The sequence below is a fragment of the Pseudomonas sp. GW456-L13 genome (genome assembly GCF_017350115.1).
GTDB classification, from domain to species: Bacteria; Pseudomonadota; Gammaproteobacteria; order Pseudomonadales; family Pseudomonadaceae; genus Aquipseudomonas; species Aquipseudomonas jessenii.
Window position 1 is genome coordinate 1,804,138 of sequence record NZ_JACNAS010000002.1, and the last position, 15,209, is coordinate 1,819,346.

The 15,209-nt window shown below is 54.9% G+C and carries 26 protein-coding genes; all 26 read right to left on the reverse strand.

What is annotated here, in order from left to right; translation table 11 throughout:
- Positions 1-5: 5 nt before the first annotated feature.
- Entirely contained in the window at positions 6-1,334 is a 1,329-nt protein-coding gene (gene secY, locus J4D25_RS22340; protein ID WP_003210064.1) for a preprotein translocase subunit SecY, read from the reverse strand.
- Entirely contained in the window at positions 1,335-1,772 is a 438-nt protein-coding gene (gene rplO / locus J4D25_RS22345; protein ID WP_003228720.1) for a 50S ribosomal protein L15, read from the reverse strand. It abuts the gene before it with no gap.
- 3 nt (positions 1,773-1,775) lie between these two features.
- Positions 1,776-1,952: a 50S ribosomal protein L30 gene (rpmD, locus tag J4D25_RS22350; protein ID WP_003176408.1), complete on the reverse strand. Its 177-nt coding sequence runs from the start codon at positions 1,950-1,952 to the stop codon at positions 1,776-1,778.
- Positions 1,953-1,954: 2 nt separating this feature from the next.
- Positions 1,955-2,455, reverse strand: a complete 501-nt coding sequence (rpsE, locus tag J4D25_RS22355; protein WP_003186035.1) for a 30S ribosomal protein S5 — start codon at positions 2,453-2,455, stop codon at positions 1,955-1,957.
- A gap of 3 nt (positions 2,456-2,458) precedes the next feature.
- Positions 2,459-2,809: a 50S ribosomal protein L18 gene (rplR, locus tag J4D25_RS22360; protein WP_003186037.1), complete on the reverse strand. Its 351-nt coding sequence runs from the start codon at positions 2,807-2,809 to the stop codon at positions 2,459-2,461.
- Positions 2,810-2,819: 10 nt separating this feature from the next.
- The gene (gene rplF, locus J4D25_RS22365; protein ID WP_003176412.1) at positions 2,820-3,353 is read right to left on the reverse strand and encodes a 50S ribosomal protein L6; all 534 of its coding nucleotides are present in this window, start codon (positions 3,351-3,353) and stop codon (positions 2,820-2,822) included.
- Between the two features lie 12 nt (positions 3,354-3,365).
- Positions 3,366-3,758 (reverse strand): 30S ribosomal protein S8, encoded by a 393-nt coding sequence (rpsH, locus tag J4D25_RS22370; protein WP_003186040.1) that lies wholly within the window; start codon positions 3,756-3,758, stop codon positions 3,366-3,368.
- A 209-nt stretch (positions 3,759-3,967) separates the two neighbouring features.
- Positions 3,968-4,273, reverse strand: coding sequence for a 30S ribosomal protein S14 (gene rpsN, locus J4D25_RS22375; protein WP_003176414.1), 306 nt, complete (start codon positions 4,271-4,273; stop codon positions 3,968-3,970).
- A 13-nt stretch (positions 4,274-4,286) separates the two neighbouring features.
- Positions 4,287-4,826 (reverse strand): 50S ribosomal protein L5, encoded by a 540-nt coding sequence (gene rplE, locus J4D25_RS22380; protein ID WP_003210069.1) that lies wholly within the window; start codon positions 4,824-4,826, stop codon positions 4,287-4,289.
- 22 nt (positions 4,827-4,848) lie between these two features.
- On the reverse strand, positions 4,849-5,163 hold the full coding sequence (rplX, locus tag J4D25_RS22385; protein ID WP_003176416.1) for a 50S ribosomal protein L24: 315 nt from the start codon (positions 5,161-5,163) through the stop codon (positions 4,849-4,851).
- A gap of 11 nt (positions 5,164-5,174) precedes the next feature.
- Entirely contained in the window at positions 5,175-5,543 is a 369-nt protein-coding gene (gene rplN / locus J4D25_RS22390) for a 50S ribosomal protein L14 (protein ID WP_002555479.1), read from the reverse strand.
- Positions 5,544-5,566: 23 nt separating this feature from the next.
- Positions 5,567-5,833: a 30S ribosomal protein S17 gene (rpsQ, locus tag J4D25_RS22395; protein WP_003176419.1), complete on the reverse strand. Its 267-nt coding sequence runs from the start codon at positions 5,831-5,833 to the stop codon at positions 5,567-5,569.
- Positions 5,834-5,835: 2 nt separating this feature from the next.
- Positions 5,836-6,027 carry a 50S ribosomal protein L29 gene (rpmC, locus tag J4D25_RS22400; RefSeq protein ID WP_002555481.1) on the reverse strand — a complete coding sequence of 64 codons (192 nt, stop codon included), beginning with the start codon at positions 6,025-6,027 and terminating at the stop codon, positions 5,836-5,838.
- A complete protein-coding gene (gene rplP / locus J4D25_RS22405) occupies positions 6,027-6,440 on the reverse strand; it encodes a 50S ribosomal protein L16 (RefSeq protein ID WP_003228729.1) in 414 nt (137 codons plus the stop codon). Before rplP ends, rpmC begins: the two co-directional genes overlap by 1 nt.
- A gap of 12 nt (positions 6,441-6,452) precedes the next feature.
- The gene (gene rpsC / locus J4D25_RS22410) at positions 6,453-7,139 is read right to left on the reverse strand and encodes a 30S ribosomal protein S3 (protein ID WP_007970424.1); all 687 of its coding nucleotides are present in this window, start codon (positions 7,137-7,139) and stop codon (positions 6,453-6,455) included.
- A 13-nt stretch (positions 7,140-7,152) separates the two neighbouring features.
- Positions 7,153-7,485 carry a 50S ribosomal protein L22 gene (gene rplV, locus J4D25_RS22415; RefSeq protein WP_003103908.1) on the reverse strand — a complete coding sequence of 111 codons (333 nt, stop codon included), beginning with the start codon at positions 7,483-7,485 and terminating at the stop codon, positions 7,153-7,155.
- 11 nt (positions 7,486-7,496) lie between these two features.
- Complete coding sequence (gene rpsS, locus J4D25_RS22420; RefSeq protein ID WP_002555486.1) at positions 7,497-7,772, reverse strand: 30S ribosomal protein S19; 276 nt, start codon at positions 7,770-7,772, stop codon at positions 7,497-7,499.
- 16 nt (positions 7,773-7,788) lie between these two features.
- Positions 7,789-8,613 (reverse strand): 50S ribosomal protein L2, encoded by an 825-nt coding sequence (gene rplB / locus J4D25_RS22425; RefSeq protein ID WP_008018194.1) that lies wholly within the window; start codon positions 8,611-8,613, stop codon positions 7,789-7,791.
- A gap of 14 nt (positions 8,614-8,627) precedes the next feature.
- Positions 8,628-8,927, reverse strand: a complete 300-nt coding sequence (gene rplW, locus J4D25_RS22430; RefSeq protein ID WP_002555488.1) for a 50S ribosomal protein L23 — start codon at positions 8,925-8,927, stop codon at positions 8,628-8,630.
- Complete coding sequence (gene rplD / locus J4D25_RS22435) at positions 8,924-9,526, reverse strand: 50S ribosomal protein L4 (protein ID WP_003228735.1); 603 nt, start codon at positions 9,524-9,526, stop codon at positions 8,924-8,926. The genes rplW and rplD overlap by 4 nt, the downstream gene beginning before the upstream one ends.
- A 12-nt stretch (positions 9,527-9,538) precedes the next feature.
- Positions 9,539-10,174, reverse strand: coding sequence for a 50S ribosomal protein L3 (rplC, locus tag J4D25_RS22440; protein WP_007955641.1), 636 nt, complete (start codon positions 10,172-10,174; stop codon positions 9,539-9,541).
- Between the two features lie 80 nt (positions 10,175-10,254).
- Positions 10,255-10,566, reverse strand: a complete 312-nt coding sequence (rpsJ, locus tag J4D25_RS22445) for a 30S ribosomal protein S10 (protein ID WP_003186070.1) — start codon at positions 10,564-10,566, stop codon at positions 10,255-10,257.
- Between the two features lie 157 nt (positions 10,567-10,723).
- Complete coding sequence (tuf, locus tag J4D25_RS22450) at positions 10,724-11,917, reverse strand: elongation factor Tu (protein ID WP_008053875.1); 1,194 nt, start codon at positions 11,915-11,917, stop codon at positions 10,724-10,726.
- Between the two features lie 30 nt (positions 11,918-11,947).
- Complete coding sequence (gene fusA, locus J4D25_RS22455; protein ID WP_057713099.1) at positions 11,948-14,053, reverse strand: elongation factor G; 2,106 nt, start codon at positions 14,051-14,053, stop codon at positions 11,948-11,950.
- A gap of 30 nt (positions 14,054-14,083) precedes the next feature.
- On the reverse strand, positions 14,084-14,557 hold the full coding sequence (gene rpsG, locus J4D25_RS22460; RefSeq protein WP_007994653.1) for a 30S ribosomal protein S7: 474 nt from the start codon (positions 14,555-14,557) through the stop codon (positions 14,084-14,086).
- Positions 14,558-14,665: 108 nt separating this feature from the next.
- Positions 14,666-15,037 carry a 30S ribosomal protein S12 gene (gene rpsL, locus J4D25_RS22465; protein WP_003186084.1) on the reverse strand — a complete coding sequence of 124 codons (372 nt, stop codon included), beginning with the start codon at positions 15,035-15,037 and terminating at the stop codon, positions 14,666-14,668.
- Positions 15,038-15,209 lie beyond the last annotated feature (172 nt).

The following is a 15,209-nucleotide window of genomic DNA, read 5'->3' on the forward strand; positions in this document are numbered from 1 at the left end:
ATGGGTCAGCGCAGCATGCCGCTGCCGTAACCCTTCAGGTTGGCTTTCTTCATCAGGGATTCGTACTGGTGCGAAACGAGGTGCGATTGTACTTGGGACATGAAGTCCATCACAACCACGACGACGATCAGCAACGAGGTCCCGCCAAGGTAGAACGGTACGTTGGCTGCAACCACCAGGAACTGGGGCAACAGGCAGACGGCCGTCATGTAAAGAGCACCGAACATGGTCAAGCGAGTCAGAACGCCATCAATGTAGCGCGCAGACTGCTCACCTGGACGGATGCCCGGAATAAAGGCACCGGACTTCTTCAGGTTTTCCGCTACGTCTTTCGGATTGAACATCAACGCCGTATAGAAGAAGCAGAAGAAAATAATCCCTGCACTAAACAGCAGAATATTCAACGGCTGACCAGGAGCGATCGACTGCGAGATGTCCTGCAACCAGCCCATACCTTCAGACTGACCGAACCAGGCACCCAACGAAGCCGGGAACAGCAAAATGCTGCTCGCGAAAATAGCCGGAATAACACCGGCCATGTTCACCTTCAGCGGCAAGTGGCTGGTCTGCGCAGCGAAGACCTTGCGGCCCTGCTGACGCTTGGCGTAGTGAACAGCAATACGACGCTGACCACGCTCAATGAACACCACGAAACCGATAATCGCTACTGCCAGCAAACCGATGGCAACCAGGGCGAAGATGTTGATATCACCCTGACGTGCAGACTCGAAAGACTGCCCGATCGCTCTCGGAAGACCGGCGACGATACCTGCGAAAATCAACATCGAGATACCGTTGCCAACACCACGCTCAGTAATCTGCTCACCCAGCCACATCATGAACATCGCACCAGCCACAAACGTGGATACCGCGACGAAATGGAAGCCAAAGTCACCAGTGAACGCAACACCCTGCCCCGCCAGGCCAACGGACATGCCGATAGCCTGAACCAGGGCGAGGATGACAGTGCCGTAGCGGGTGTACTGGCTGATCTTGCGACGGCCAGCTTCACCTTCCTTCTTCAACTGCTCCAGCTGCGGGCTGACGGCGGTCATCAGTTGCATGATGATCGATGCCGAGATGTACGGCATGATCCCCAGTGCAAAGATGCTCATCCGCTCCAGCGCGCCGCCGGAAAACATGTTGAACAAGCTAAGAATGGTCCCCTCATTCTGTCGAAACAGGTCCGCGAGTCGGTCCGGGTTGATACCTGGAACCGGGATGTGTGCGCCTATTCGGTAGACGATAATCGCCAGGAACAGAAAACGCAGACGAGCCCAGAGTTCAGACATACCGCCTTTGCCGAGCGCAGAGAGAGCACCTTGCTTAGCCATTTATTCCTCGAACTTGCCGCCAGCTGCTTCGATAGCCGCACGCGCACCCTTGGTGGCGCCGATTCCCTTGCCGATAGTGACAGCGCGAGTCACTTCACCGGACAGCATGATTTTCACACGCTGTACGTTGACATTGATCACGTTGGCATCTTTCAGGGACTGCACGGTGACGATGTCGCCTTCCACTTTAGCCAGCTCGGACAAACGCACTTCTGCGCGATCCATGGCTTTCAGGGAAACGAAACCGAACTTCGGCAGGCGACGATGCAGCGGCTGTTGACCGCCTTCAAAGCCTGGAGCAATGGTGCCACCGGAGCGGGAGGTCTGACCTTTGTGACCACGGCCACCAGTCTTACCCAAACCGCTACCGATACCACGGCCCGGACGATGCTTTTCGCGACGGGAACCCGGCGCTGGACTCAGATCATTGAGTTTCATCGATTAACCCTCGACACGCAGCATGTAGTAAGCCTTGTTGATCATCCCGCGATTCTCGGGAGTATCCTGGACTTCTACAGTGTGACCGATGCGACGCAGACCCAGACCCTTAACGCACAGTTTGTGGTTAGGGATGCGGCCGGTCATGCTTTTGATCAGCGTTACTTTTACGGTAGCCATGATCAGAAGATCTCCTTGACGCTTTTGCCACGCTTGGCGGCAATGGATTCAGGAGACTGCATTGCTTTCAAACCCTTGAAAGTGGCGTGAACCACGTTTACAGGGTTAGTCGAGCCGTAGCACTTGGCCAGAACGTTCTGAACGCCAGCAACTTCGAGGACAGCACGCATAGCGCCGCCAGCGATGATACCGGTACCTTCAGAAGCAGGCTGCATGTACACCTTCGAAGCGCCGTGAGCGGACTTCATTGCGTACTGCAGGGTGGTGCCGTTCAGATCAACCTGGATCATGTTGCGGCGAGCAGCTTCCATTGCCTTCTGGATCGCAGCAGGCACTTCACGCGACTTGCCACGGCCGAAGCCAACACGGCCCTTACCATCACCAACCACGGTCAACGCGGTGAAGGTGAAGATACGGCCGCCTTTAACGGTTTTGGCTACGCGGTTAACTTGAACCAGCTTCTCGATGTAGCCTTCGTCGCGCTTTTGGTCGTTATTTGACATAACTTAGAACTCCAGCCCAGCTTCACGAGCAGCATCAGCCAGCGCTTTAACGCGGCCGTGGTACTTGAAGCCAGAGCGGTCGAAAGCCACTTGCGAGACGCCAGCGGCCTTAGCACGCGTAGCGACCAGCTGGCCAACCTTAGTGGCCGCGTCGATGTTGCCGGTGGCACCATCACGCAGTTCTTTATCCAAAGTCGAGGCGCTTGCCAGGACTTTGTTGCCGTCGGCCGAAATGACCTGGGCGTAGATGTGCTGCGAAGAGCGGAACACGCAGAGACGCACGACTTCGAGTTCGTGCATTTTCAGGCGTGCTTTGCGAGCGCGACGCAGTCGAGTAACTTTTTTGTCGGTCATTTGCTATGCCCTACTTCTTCTTGGCTTCTTTACGACGGACGACTTCGTCCGCGTAGCGCACACCTTTGCCTTTGTACGGCTCTGGTGGACGGAAGTCGCGGATCTCGGCGGCCACTTGACCTACCAGCTGCTTGTCGATGCCCTTGATCAGGATATCGGTCTGGCTAGGAGTCTCAGCGGTGATGCCTTCCGGCAGTTCGTAATCCACTGGGTGCGAGAAGCCAAGAGCCAGGTTCAGCACTGTGCCTTTTGCTTGCGCTTTGTAACCAACACCGACCAGCTGGAGCTTGCGCTCGAAGCCTTGGCTTACGCCCTGGACCATGTTGTTTACCAACGCACGAGTGGTACCAGCCATCGCGCGAGTCTGTTGATCGCCATTGCGAGCAGCGAAACGCAGCTCACCAGCTTCTTCAACGATCTCAACGGACGAGTGGATGTTCAGTTCGAGAGTGCCCTTGGCACCCTTCACCGAAAGCTGTTGGCCTGCGAATTTTACTTCGACACCGGCTGGCAGCTTAACGGGGTTCTTAGCGACGCGAGACATGCTTATCCCCCCTTAGAACACAGTGCAAAGAACTTCGCCGCCGACACCGGCAGCGCGCGCAGCACGATCAGTCATCACACCCTTGTTGGTGGAGACGATAGACACACCGAGACCGCCACGAACTTTTGGCAGATCATCGACGGACTTGTACTGACGCAGGCCTGGACGGCTAACGCGCTTCACTTCTTCGATAACCGGACGGCCTTCGAAGTACTTCAGCTCGATGGACAGCAGTGGTTTGATTTCGCTGCTGATCTGATAACCCGCAATGTAACCTTCGTCCTTCAGGACTTTGGCAACAGCTACCTTCAACGTGGAAGATGGCATGCTTACGACGGACTTTTCAGCCATCTGGGCATTACGGATACGAGTTAGCATGTCCGCTAACGGGTCCTGCATACTCATGGGCTAGACGCTCCTAATACAAAAAAATTAGCCTTGCGGCTATTACGTGTCGCCGAGAATCTCCGAGCATGAAAAACACGGGCTCAGGCGAGCCGGGTATTCTAGACACACCCCGGAAATGAATCAAGCCCCAAAAGGGGCTTGATCCAGATTCAAGGCCACCGGCGGTCAGGATCTTGCGATCCTGGACACCGAGACTTTGACAGTACTTACCAGCTGGCTTTAACCAGACCCGGCACGTCACCACGCATGGCAGCTTCACGCAGCTTGTTACGGCCGAGGCCGAACTTGCGGTAAACGCCGTGTGGACGACCGGTCAGGCGGCAGCGGTTACGCATGCGCGAAGCGCTTGCGTCACGTGGCTGCTTCTGCAGGGCTACTGTAGCTTCCCAACGCGCTTCTGGACTTGCGTTCAGATCAACGATGATAGCTTTCAGTGCTGCACGCTTCTTGGCGTACTTGGCAACCGTGAGCTGACGCTTCAGCTCGCGGTTTTTCATGCTCATCTTGGCCATGGTCCTACTCCAATCAGTTGCGGAACGGGAATTTGAACGCACGCAGCAGAGCGCGGCCTTCATCATCGTTCTTGGCAGTGGTGGTCAGGGTGATGTCCAGACCGCGGAGAGCATCGATCTTGTCGTAGTCGATTTCCGGGAAGATGATCTGCTCTTTCACGCCCATGCTGTAGTTGCCACGACCATCGAAGGACTTGGCATTCAGGCCGCGGAAGTCGCGAACCCGAGGCAGGGAGATCGACAGCAGACGATCCAGGAACTCGTACATACGCTCACGGCGCAGGGTCACTTTGACGCCGATCGGCCAACCTTCACGGACTTTAAAGCCAGCGATGGATTTGCGAGCGTAGGTCACAACGACTTTCTGGCCGGTGATCTTTTCCAGGTCAGCAACAGCGTGCTCGATGACTTTTTTGTCGCCGATCGCTTCGCCCAGACCCATGTTCAGGGTGATTTTGGTAACGCGCGGAACTTCCATCACGTTCGAAAGCTTAAGTTCTTCCTTAAGTTTCGGAGCAATTTCCTTCCGGTAAATCTCTTTTAGTCGTGCCATGGTCTCATCTACCTAGCAGTGTTCAAGCATCAACCGCTTTTTGGGTCGACTTGAAGACACGAATTTTCTTGCCGTCTTCTACTTTGAAACCAACGCGGTCAGCCTTGTTGGTTTCGCCGTTGAAAATGGCGACGTTAGAAGCATCCAGTGGAGCTTCTTTTTCGACGATACCGCCCTGCACGCCCGACATCGGGTTAGGCTTGGTATGACGCTTGACCAGGTTCAGACCACCAATAACCAAACGGTTGTTAGCGAGAACCTTAAGCACCTTACCGCGCTTACCTTTGTCTTTGCCGGCGATCACGATGATCTCGTCGTCACGACGAATCTTTTGCATGTCGGATCTCCTTACAGCACTTCTGGGGCGAGCGAGACGATCTTCATGAACTTCTCAGTACGAAGTTCACGGGTCACTGGCCCAAAGATACGGGTGCCGATCGGCTCTTGCTTGTTGTTCAACAGAACAGCAGCGTTGCCATCAAAGCGGATAATGGAGCCATCAGCACGACGTACGCCGTGACGAGTGCGGACTACAACAGCAGTCATCACTTGGCCTTTTTTCACTTTACCGCGAGGAATTGCTTCCTTGACGGTAACCTTGATGATGTCACCGATACCAGCGTAACGACGATGGGAGCCACCCAGCACCTTGATGCACATAACGCGGCGAGCGCCGCTGTTATCGGCCACATCGAGCATGGATTGAGTCTGAATCATATAATTTCTCCGACCCCTAGTCCTTAGACTTCCACAGCGCGTTCGAGAACATCAACCAGCGCCCAAGACTTGGTCTTGGCCAAAGGACGAGTTTCACGAATAGTGACTTTGTCGCCGATGTGGCACTGATTGGTTTCGTCGTGCGCGTGCAGCTTAGTCGAACGCTTAACGTATTTACCGTAGATCGGGTGCTTAACGCGACGCTCGATCAGAACGGTGATGGTTTTGTCCATCTTGTCGCTGACAACACGGCCAGTCAGCGTACGGACAGTTTTTTCGGCTTCAGCCATGATTACTTACCTGCCTGCTGGTTGAGCACAGTCTTCACGCGAGCGATGTCACGCTTAACTTGCGAGAGCAGATGAGACTGCCCCAACTGGCCAGTTGCTTTCTGCATACGCAGATTGAACTGGTCGCGCAGCAGGCCGAGCAGTTGCTCGTTCAGCTGCTGTGCGGATTTTTCACGAAGTTCATTCGCTTTCATCACATCACCGTCCGTTTAACAAAGGAGGTGGCGAGCGGCAGCTTTGCAGCAGCCAGGGCGAAAGCCTCACGCGCCAGCTCTTCAGAAACACCCTCGATTTCATACAGGACTTTGCCTGGCTGAATCTGGGCAACCCAGTATTCCACGTTACCCTTACCTTTACCCATCCGAACCTCGAGAGGTTTTTTGGAGATCGGCTTGTCCGGGAATACACGGATCCAGATCTTGCCGCCACGTTTTACGTGACGGGTCAGAGCACGACGCGCTGACTCGATCTGACGAGCGGTGAGACGACCACGAGCAACAGACTTCAGCGCGAACTCGCCGAAGCTGACTTTGCTACCGCGCAATGCCAGGCCACGGTTGTGACCAGTCATCTGCTTGCGGAACTTCGTACGCTTTGGTTGCAACATTTGGCGTACCCCTTACTTAGCAGCTTTTTTACGAGGCGCTGGTGCTTGTGGTTTCAGTTCTTCTTGGCGACCACCAATTACTTCGCCTTTGAAGATCCAAACCTTTACACCGATCACACCGTAAGTGGTGTGAGCTTCGTAGTTGGCATAGTCGATGTCGGCACGCAGGGTGTGCAATGGCACACGACCTTCGCGATACCATTCAGTACGTGCGATTTCAGCACCGCCGAGACGACCGCTCACTTGGATTTTGATGCCTTTGGCACCAATGCGCATGGCGTTCTGTACTGCGCGCTTCATAGCGCGACGGAACATTACGCGACGCTCCAGCTGCTGAGCTACGCTCTGCGCAACCAGCATACCGTCGAGCTCCGGCTTGCGGATCTCTTCGATATTGATGTGCACAGGCACACCCATTTGCTTGGTCAGGTCCTGACGCAGTTTCTCAACATCTTCACCTTTCTTCCCGATAACGATACCTGGACGAGCGGTGTGGATGGTGATGCGTGCAGTTTGGGCCGGACGATGGATATCGATACGGCTTACGGACGCGCTTTTTAGTTTGTCTTGGAGGTACTCACGCACATTCAGATCTGCGAGCAAATAGTCCGCATAAGTCCGACCGTCTGCGTACCAGACGGAGGTGTGCTCCTTGACGATTCCCAGGCGAATGCCAATGGGATGTACTTTCTGACCCATCTCTTCGACTCCGTTACTTGTCAGCAACCTTGACAGTGATATGGCAAGACCGCTTGACGATGCGATCAGCACGGCCTTTGGCACGTGGCATGATGCGCTTCAGCGAACGCCCTTCGTTGACGAAAACAGTGCTGACCTTCAGGTCATCAACGTCTGCGCCTTCGTTATGCTCGGCGTTGGCTACGGCCGACTCCAGCACTTTCTTCATGATCTCGGCGGCTTTCTTACTGCTGAAAGCCAACAGGTTGAGCGCTTCGCCCACCTTCTTCCCGCGGATCTGGTCGGCGACCAAGCGGGCTTTCTGGGCGGAGATTCGAGCGCCCGACAACTTAGCGGCTACTTCCATTTCCTAACCCCTTAACGCTTGGCTTTCTTGTCTGCCACGTGCCCGCGATAAGTGCGGGTACCGGCGAACTCGCCCAGTTTGTGGCCGACCATGTCTTCGTTCACGAGAACTGGGACGTGCTGACGACCGTTGTGTACTGCGATGGTCAGACCGACCATTTGTGGCAGGATCATCGAACGACGCGACCAGGTTTTCACCGGTTTGCGATCGTTCTTTTCCGCCGCCACTTCGATCTTCTTCAGTAGGTGAAGATCGATAAAAGGACCTTTTTTCAGAGAACGTGGCACTGTCGTATCCCTCTATTTACTTGCGACGACGGACGATCATTTTGTCGGTACGCTTATTACCACGAGTCTTCGCGCCCTTAGTCGGGAAGCCCCATGGCGATACCGGATGACGACCACCAGAGGTACGACCTTCACCACCACCATGTGGGTGGTCAACCGGGTTCATGGCAACACCACGAACGGTTGGGCGAACGCCACGCCAGCGTTTGGCACCAGCTTTACCCAGCGAACGCAGGCTGTGCTCGGAGTTCGAGACTTCGCCCAGGGTCGCACGGCATTCAGCCAGGACTTTACGCATTTCACCGGAACGCAGACGCAGGGTAACGTACACGCCTTCACGAGCGATCAGCTGAGCCGAAGCACCAGCGGAACGAGCGATCTGTGCGCCTTTACCTGGCTTCAGTTCGATGCCGTGTACGGTAGAACCGACTGGAATGTTGCGCAGTTGCAGAGCGTTACCTGGCTTGATTGGAGCCAGAGCGCCTGCGATCAGCGTGTCGCCAGCACTCACGCCTTTAGGGGCGATGATGTAGCGGCGCTCGCCGTCTGCGTAGCAGAGCAGTGCGATGTGAGCAGTACGGTTTGGATCGTATTCGATACGCTCGACAGTGGCGACGATGCCATCTTTGTCGTTGCGACGGAAATCGACCATACGGTAATGCTGCTTATGACCACCACCGATGTGACGAGTGGTAATACGGCCATTGTTGTTACGACCACCAGTCTTCGATTTCTTCTCGAGCAGCGGTGCGTGAGGAGCGCCTTTATGCAGCTCCTGGTTGACCACCTTGACCACAAAACGGCGGCCAGGGGAAGTCGGTTTGCATTTAACGATTGCCATGATGCACCCCTTCCTTACTCAGCACTGCTGCTGAAATCGAGATCTTGGCCTGGCTGAAGGGAGATAACTGCCTTCTTCCAGTCATTACGCTTGCCCAGACCGCGAGCAGTGCGCTTGCTCTTACCCAGAACATTCAGGGTAGTAACACGCTCTACTTTCACGCTGAACAGGCTTTCGACGGCCTTCTTGATTTCCAGCTTGGTTGCGTCGGTAGCAACCTTGAAAACGAACTGGCCTTTCTTGTCTGCCAGAACCGTAGCCTTCTCGGAAACGTGCGGGCCAAGCAGAACTTTAAATACGCGTTCCTGGTTCATCCCAGCAGCTCCTCGAATTTCTTCACGGCCGACACGGTGATCAACACCTTGTCGTATGCGATCAGACTAACTGGATCGGAACCTTGCACGTCACGTACATCTACGTGTGGCAGGTTACGAGCAGCCAGGTACAGGTTCTGATCAACAGCGTCGGACACGATCAGAACATCGGTCAGGCTCATGTTGTTCAGTTTGCCCAGCAGGTCTTTGGTTTTCGGCGTTTCAACGGCGAAATCCTGAACCACGACCAGACGATCAGTACGCACCAGCTCAGCAAGGATGGAACGCATTGCTGCGCGGTACATCTTCTTGTTCAGCTTCTGGGAGTGATCCTGAGGACGAGCTGCGAAAGTGGTACCGCCGCCACGCCAGATTGGGCTACGGATAGTACCGGCACGAGCACGGCCAGTACCTTTCTGACGCCATGGGCGCTTACCGCCACCACGAACGTCGGAACGGGTCTTTTGCTGCTTGGAACCCTGACGACCGCCAGCCATGTAGGCTACGACTGCTTGGTGAACCAGCGTCTCGTTGAATTCGCCGCCAAATGTCAGTTCGGAAACTTCGATCGCTTGAGCGTCATTTACATTTAATTGCATGTCAGCTTCCCCTTAACCGCGAGCCTTGGCTGCTGGACGTACAACCAAGTTGCCGCCAGTAGCGCCAGGAACAGCGCCCTTGACCAACAACAGATTGCGTTCAGCGTCCACGCGCACTACTTCGAGGGACTGCACGGTCACGCGCTCAGCGCCCATATGACCGGACATTTTTTTGCCCTTGAATACACGACCAGGAGTCTGGCACTGGCCGATAGAGCCTGGAACGCGGTGGGATACGGAGTTACCGTGGGTGTTATCTTGCCCGCGGAAATTCCAACGCTTGATCGTACCCTGGAAGCCTTTACCCTTGGACTGACCGGTTACATCAACCAGTTGACCAGCGGCGAAGATTTCAGCGTTGATCAGATCGCCGGCCTGGTACTCGCCTTCTTCAAGGCGGAATTCCATTACGGTACGACCAGCGGCAACGTTCGCTTTAGCGAAGTGGCCAGCCTGAGCTGCTGTTACACGCGAAGCACGACGCTCGCCGACAGTGACTTGCACTGCACGATAGCCATCGGTCTCTTCAGTTTTGAACTGGGTGACGCGATTCGGTTCGATCTCAATGACCGTGACCGGAATGGAGACACCTTCTTCGGTGAAAATACGGGTCATACCCGCTTTACGACCGACTACACCAATAGTCATGTTGTAAACCTCATGAGTGTACGGGGCTTTCACCCGCTATGGCCGCCCATTTCAGAGCGTTACACGACTAAGACCGAGTCTTAGCCGAGGCTGATCTGCACTTCCACACCGGCCGCAAGATCAAGCTTCATAAGAGCATCAACGGTTTTATCCGTTGGCTGGACGATGTCCAGAACGCGCTTATGAGTACGGATCTCGTACTGGTCACGCGCGTCTTTGTTGACGTGCGGGGAGACCAGAACGGTGAACCGCTCTTTACGGGTAGGCAGTGGAATTGGACCACGCACTTGAGCACCAGTACGTTTCGCGGTTTCCACGATTTCCTGGGTTGATTGGTCGATCAGGCGATGGTCGAAAGCCTTCAACCTGATACGGATTTGCTGATTTTGCATTGGATTTCAGACTCCGGCTGCTATTCCCACCGGGCGCAATACGCCCGTTAAAAGGAGGCGCAATTCTATAGACGCCCCAGATGGGTGTCAACCCAATAAAAAAGCCCCCGCTGAGCGGGGGCCTTTCAAAGCATCGAAGCTATCTCAAAAGAGATGCTTACTCGATGATTTTGGCTACGACGCCAGCGCCGACGGTACGACCGCCTTCACGGATAGCGAAACGCAGGCCGTCTTCCATTGCGATGGTCTTGATCAGGGTAACTTCCATCTGGATGTTGTCACCTGGCATTACCATTTCAACGCCTTCTGGCAGCTGGCAGTTACCAGTCACGTCAGTAGTACGGAAGTAGAACTGTGGACGGTAGCCTTTGAAGAACGGAGTGTGACGACCGCCTTCTTCCTTGCTCAGAACGTAAACTTCTGCGGTGAACTTGGTGTGCGGCTTAACCGAACCTGGCTTAACCAGAACCTGGCCACGCTCAACGTCGTCACGCTTGGTACCACGCAGCAGAACGCCGCAGTTCTCGCCAGCACGACCTTCGTCGAGCAGCTTGCGGAACATTTCAACACCGGTGCAGGTGGTGGTGGTGGTGTCACGCAGACCAACGATTTCCAGTGCATCTTGAACGCGAACGATACCGCGCTCGATACGACCAGTCACAACAGTACCACGACCCGAGATCGAGAATACGTCTTCGATTGGCATCAGGAATGGCTTGTCGATAGCACGCTCTGGTTCTGGGATGTAGCTGTCCAGGGTTTCAACCAGTTTACGAACGGCAGTGGTGCCCATTTCGTTGTCGTCTTTGCCTTCCAGCGCCATACGAGCCGAACCGATGATGATTGGAGTGTCATCGCCCGGGAAGTCGTAGGTGGACAGCAGGTCGCGAACTTCCATCTCGACCAGTTCCAGCAGCTCAGCGTCGTCTACCAGGTCAGCCTTGTTCAGGAAAACCACGATGTACGGAACGCCTACCTGACGGGACAGCAGGATGTGCTCACGGGTTTGTGGCATCGGACCATCAGCGGCCGAGCAAACCAGGATCGCGCCGTCCATCTGGGCAGCACCGGTGATCATGTTCTTCACATAGTCAGCGTGACCTGGGCAGTCAACGTGAGCGTAGTGACGGATCTTCGAGTTGTACTCGACGTGCGCGGTGTTGATGGTGATACCACGAGCTTTTTCTTCTGGCGCGCTGTCGATTTTATCGAAATCAACGATTGCGGAACCGAAAACTTCGGAGCAAACGCGAGTCAGAGCTGCGGTCAGAGTGGTTTTACCGTGGTCAACGTGACCGATGGTGCCAACGTTGACGTGCGGTAGGGAACGATCAAATTTTTCTTTAGCCACGACAATTAACTCCTTGCCTAAAGGACTGAATCAGCCTTGTTTTTTGGTTACAGTTTCGACGATGTGCGACGGAGCTGTATTGTATTTTTTGAATTCCATAGAGTAGCTTGCGCGACCCTGAGACATCGAACGAACGTCGGTCGCATAACCGAACATCTCGCCCAACGGAACTTCAGCACGGATCACCTTACCGGAGACCGTGTCTTCCATACCCAGAATCATGCCGCGACGACGGTTAAGGTCGCCCATCACGTCACCCATATAGTCTTCAGGCGTAACAACCTCTACCGCCATGATCGGCTCGAGCAACTCACCACCGCCCTTCTGGGCCAGTTGCTTGGTCGCCATGGAAGCAGCCACCTTAAACGCCATCTCGTTCGAGTCGACGTCGTGGTAAGAACCATCAAACACGGTAGCCTTCAGGCCGATCAGCGGATAGCCGGCAACTACGCCGTTCTTCATCTGCTCTTCGATACCCTTCTGGATAGCCGGGATGTATTCCTTAGGAACCACACCACCCACTACTTCGTTCACGAATTGCAGACCTTCCTGACCTTCGTCAGCAGGAGCAAAACGGATCCAGCAATGGCCGAACTGGCCACGACCGCCGGACTGACGAACGAACTTGCCTTCGATTTCGCAATTCTTCGTGATGCGCTCACGATACGAAACCTGAGGCTTACCGATGTTGGCTTCGACGTTGAACTCACGGCGCATCCGGTCAACCAGGATGTCCAGGTGCAACTCGCCCATGCCAGAGATGATCGTTTGACCAGTCTCTTCATCAGTCTTGACGCGGAAAGACGGGTCTTCCTGAGCAAGTTTGCCCAGAGCGATACCCATTTTTTCCTGGTCATCCTTGGTCTTAGGCTCTACGGCAACCGAAATAACCGGCTCCGGGAAGTCCATGCGAACCAGGATGATTGGCTTGTCAGCGTTGCACAAGGTTTCACCAGTGGTGACGTCCTTCATGCCGATCAGGGCCGCGATGTCACCAGCGCGTACTTCCTTGATCTCTTCACGGGCGTTTGCGTGCATTTGCACCATACGACCCACGCGCTCTTTCTTGCCTTTGACCGAGTTGATCACGCCGTCGCCGGAGGCCAACACGCCCGAGTAAACACGGACGAAAGTCAAGGTACCCACGAATGGGTCGGTAGCGATCTTGAACGCCAGAGCCGAGAACGGCTCGTTGTCGTCTGCATGACGCTCCATCTGCTTTTCCTCGTCATCCGGGTCAGTACCCTTGATGGCAGGAATGTCGGTTGGAGCCGGCAGGTAGTCGATAACGGCGTCGAGAACCAGGGGAACACCCTTGTTCTTGAAGGAAGAACCGCAAACAGCCAGAACGATCTCACCAGCGATAGTACGCTGACGCAGAGCACCCTTGATTTCCTCGACGGTGAGTTCTTCACCTTCAAGGTACTTGTTCATCAGTTCTTCGCTGGCTTCGGCCGCAGCCTCAACCATGTTGTTGCGCCACTCTTCAGCCAGTTCCTGCAATTCAGCAGGGATGGCTTCACGACGAGGGGTCATACCCTTGTCGGCATCGTTCCAGTAAACAGCTTCCATGGTCATCAGATCGATCTGACCCTGGAAGTTGTCTTCGGAACCGATAGCCAGCTGGATAGGCACCGGAGTGTGACCCAGACGCTGCTTGATCTGAGCGATCACGCGCAGGAAGTTCGCACCGGCACGGTCCATCTTGTTCACGTAAACGATACGTGGAACACCGTACTTGTTGGCTTGACGCCATACGGTTTCGGACTGAGGCTCAACGCCGGAAGTACCGCAGAACACAACGACCGCGCCGTCGAGTACACGCAGGGAACGTTCAACTTCAATGGTGAAGTCTACGTGGCCCGGGGTATCGATGACGTTGAAACGGTACTGGTCTTTGTGCTGCTTGGCGGAACCCTGCCAGAAGGCGGTAATGGCAGCAGAAGTAATGGTAATACCACGCTCCTGCTCCTGCACCATCCAGTCTGTGGTCGCGGCGCCGTCATGCACCTCGCCCATTTTGTGACTTTTGCCAGTGTAAAAAAGGACGCGCTCAGTGGTGGTGGTTTTACCAGCATCCACGTGTGCAACGATACCAATGTTACGGTAGCGATTAATCGGTGTTGTACGAGCCATAAAGCCCTCGCAAAATTAGTGACGCTAAAATTAGAAGCGGTAGTGCGAGAAAGCCTTGTTGGCTTCAGCCATACGGTGAACGTCTTCACGCTTCTTAACTGCAGCACCTTTACCTTCGGCAGCGTCCAACAGTTCGCCAGCCAAACGCAGAGCCATAGACTTCTCGCCGCGCTTGCGGGCGTAGTCTACCAACCAGCGCATTGCCAGAGCGTTACGACGGGAAGGACGAACCTCGACCGGAACCTGGTAAGTAGCACCACCAACGCGGCGCGACTTCACTTCGACCAGCGGAGCGATGGCGTCGAGTGCTTTTTCGAAGAGTTCCAGGGGATCGGTGCCGGCCTTACGAGCCTTCACGGTATCCAGGGCACCATAAACGATACGCTCGGCAACGGCTTTCTTGCCGCTTTCCATTACGTGGTTCATGAATTTGGCGAGGATTTGGCTTCCGTATTTCGGATCGTCCAGAATCTCACGCTTGGCTGCTACGCGACGTCTTGGCATTGATAAGCCCTCAAACGGTCTTCAGGTTAGCCCGGGACAGCTCCTATGGATGCGTGCCCGACCTTACTCTTATCGACTCAATAAAATGAAAAACTGCAAAACGGCCGATTACTTCGGACGCTTGGTACCGTACTTCGAACGACCCTGGTTACGACCTTTAACACCGGAAGTATCCAACGAACCGCGAACGGTGTGGTAACGAACACCTGGCAAGTCTTTTACACGACCGCCGCGGATCAGTACCACGCTGTGCTCTTGCAGGTTGTGGCCTTCACCGCCGATGTACGAGGAAACCTCGAAACCGTTGGTCAGGCGCACACGGCATACTTTACGCAGTGCCGAGTTAGGTTTTTTCGGCGTGGTGGTGTACACACGGGTGCACACGCCACGGCGTTGCGGGCAGTTCTGCAGCGCAGGCACGTCGGATTTCTCGACGATACGCTTACGCGGCTGACGTACCAGCTGGTTGATAGTTGCCATCTACTAGCTCCACTGTTGTCTTGCGACGCTATTGTCTTGCAAGAAAAGCAAAATGGCAGGAACGAGTTCCCGCCAAATTTAGGGGTACAAGAGTCTAAAGAGGATCTTGTCCCCAGTCAAGGCAAGGCCCCGCCCTCCCCGCTCATCCAATCTCGACAATTTGTCTCGATTC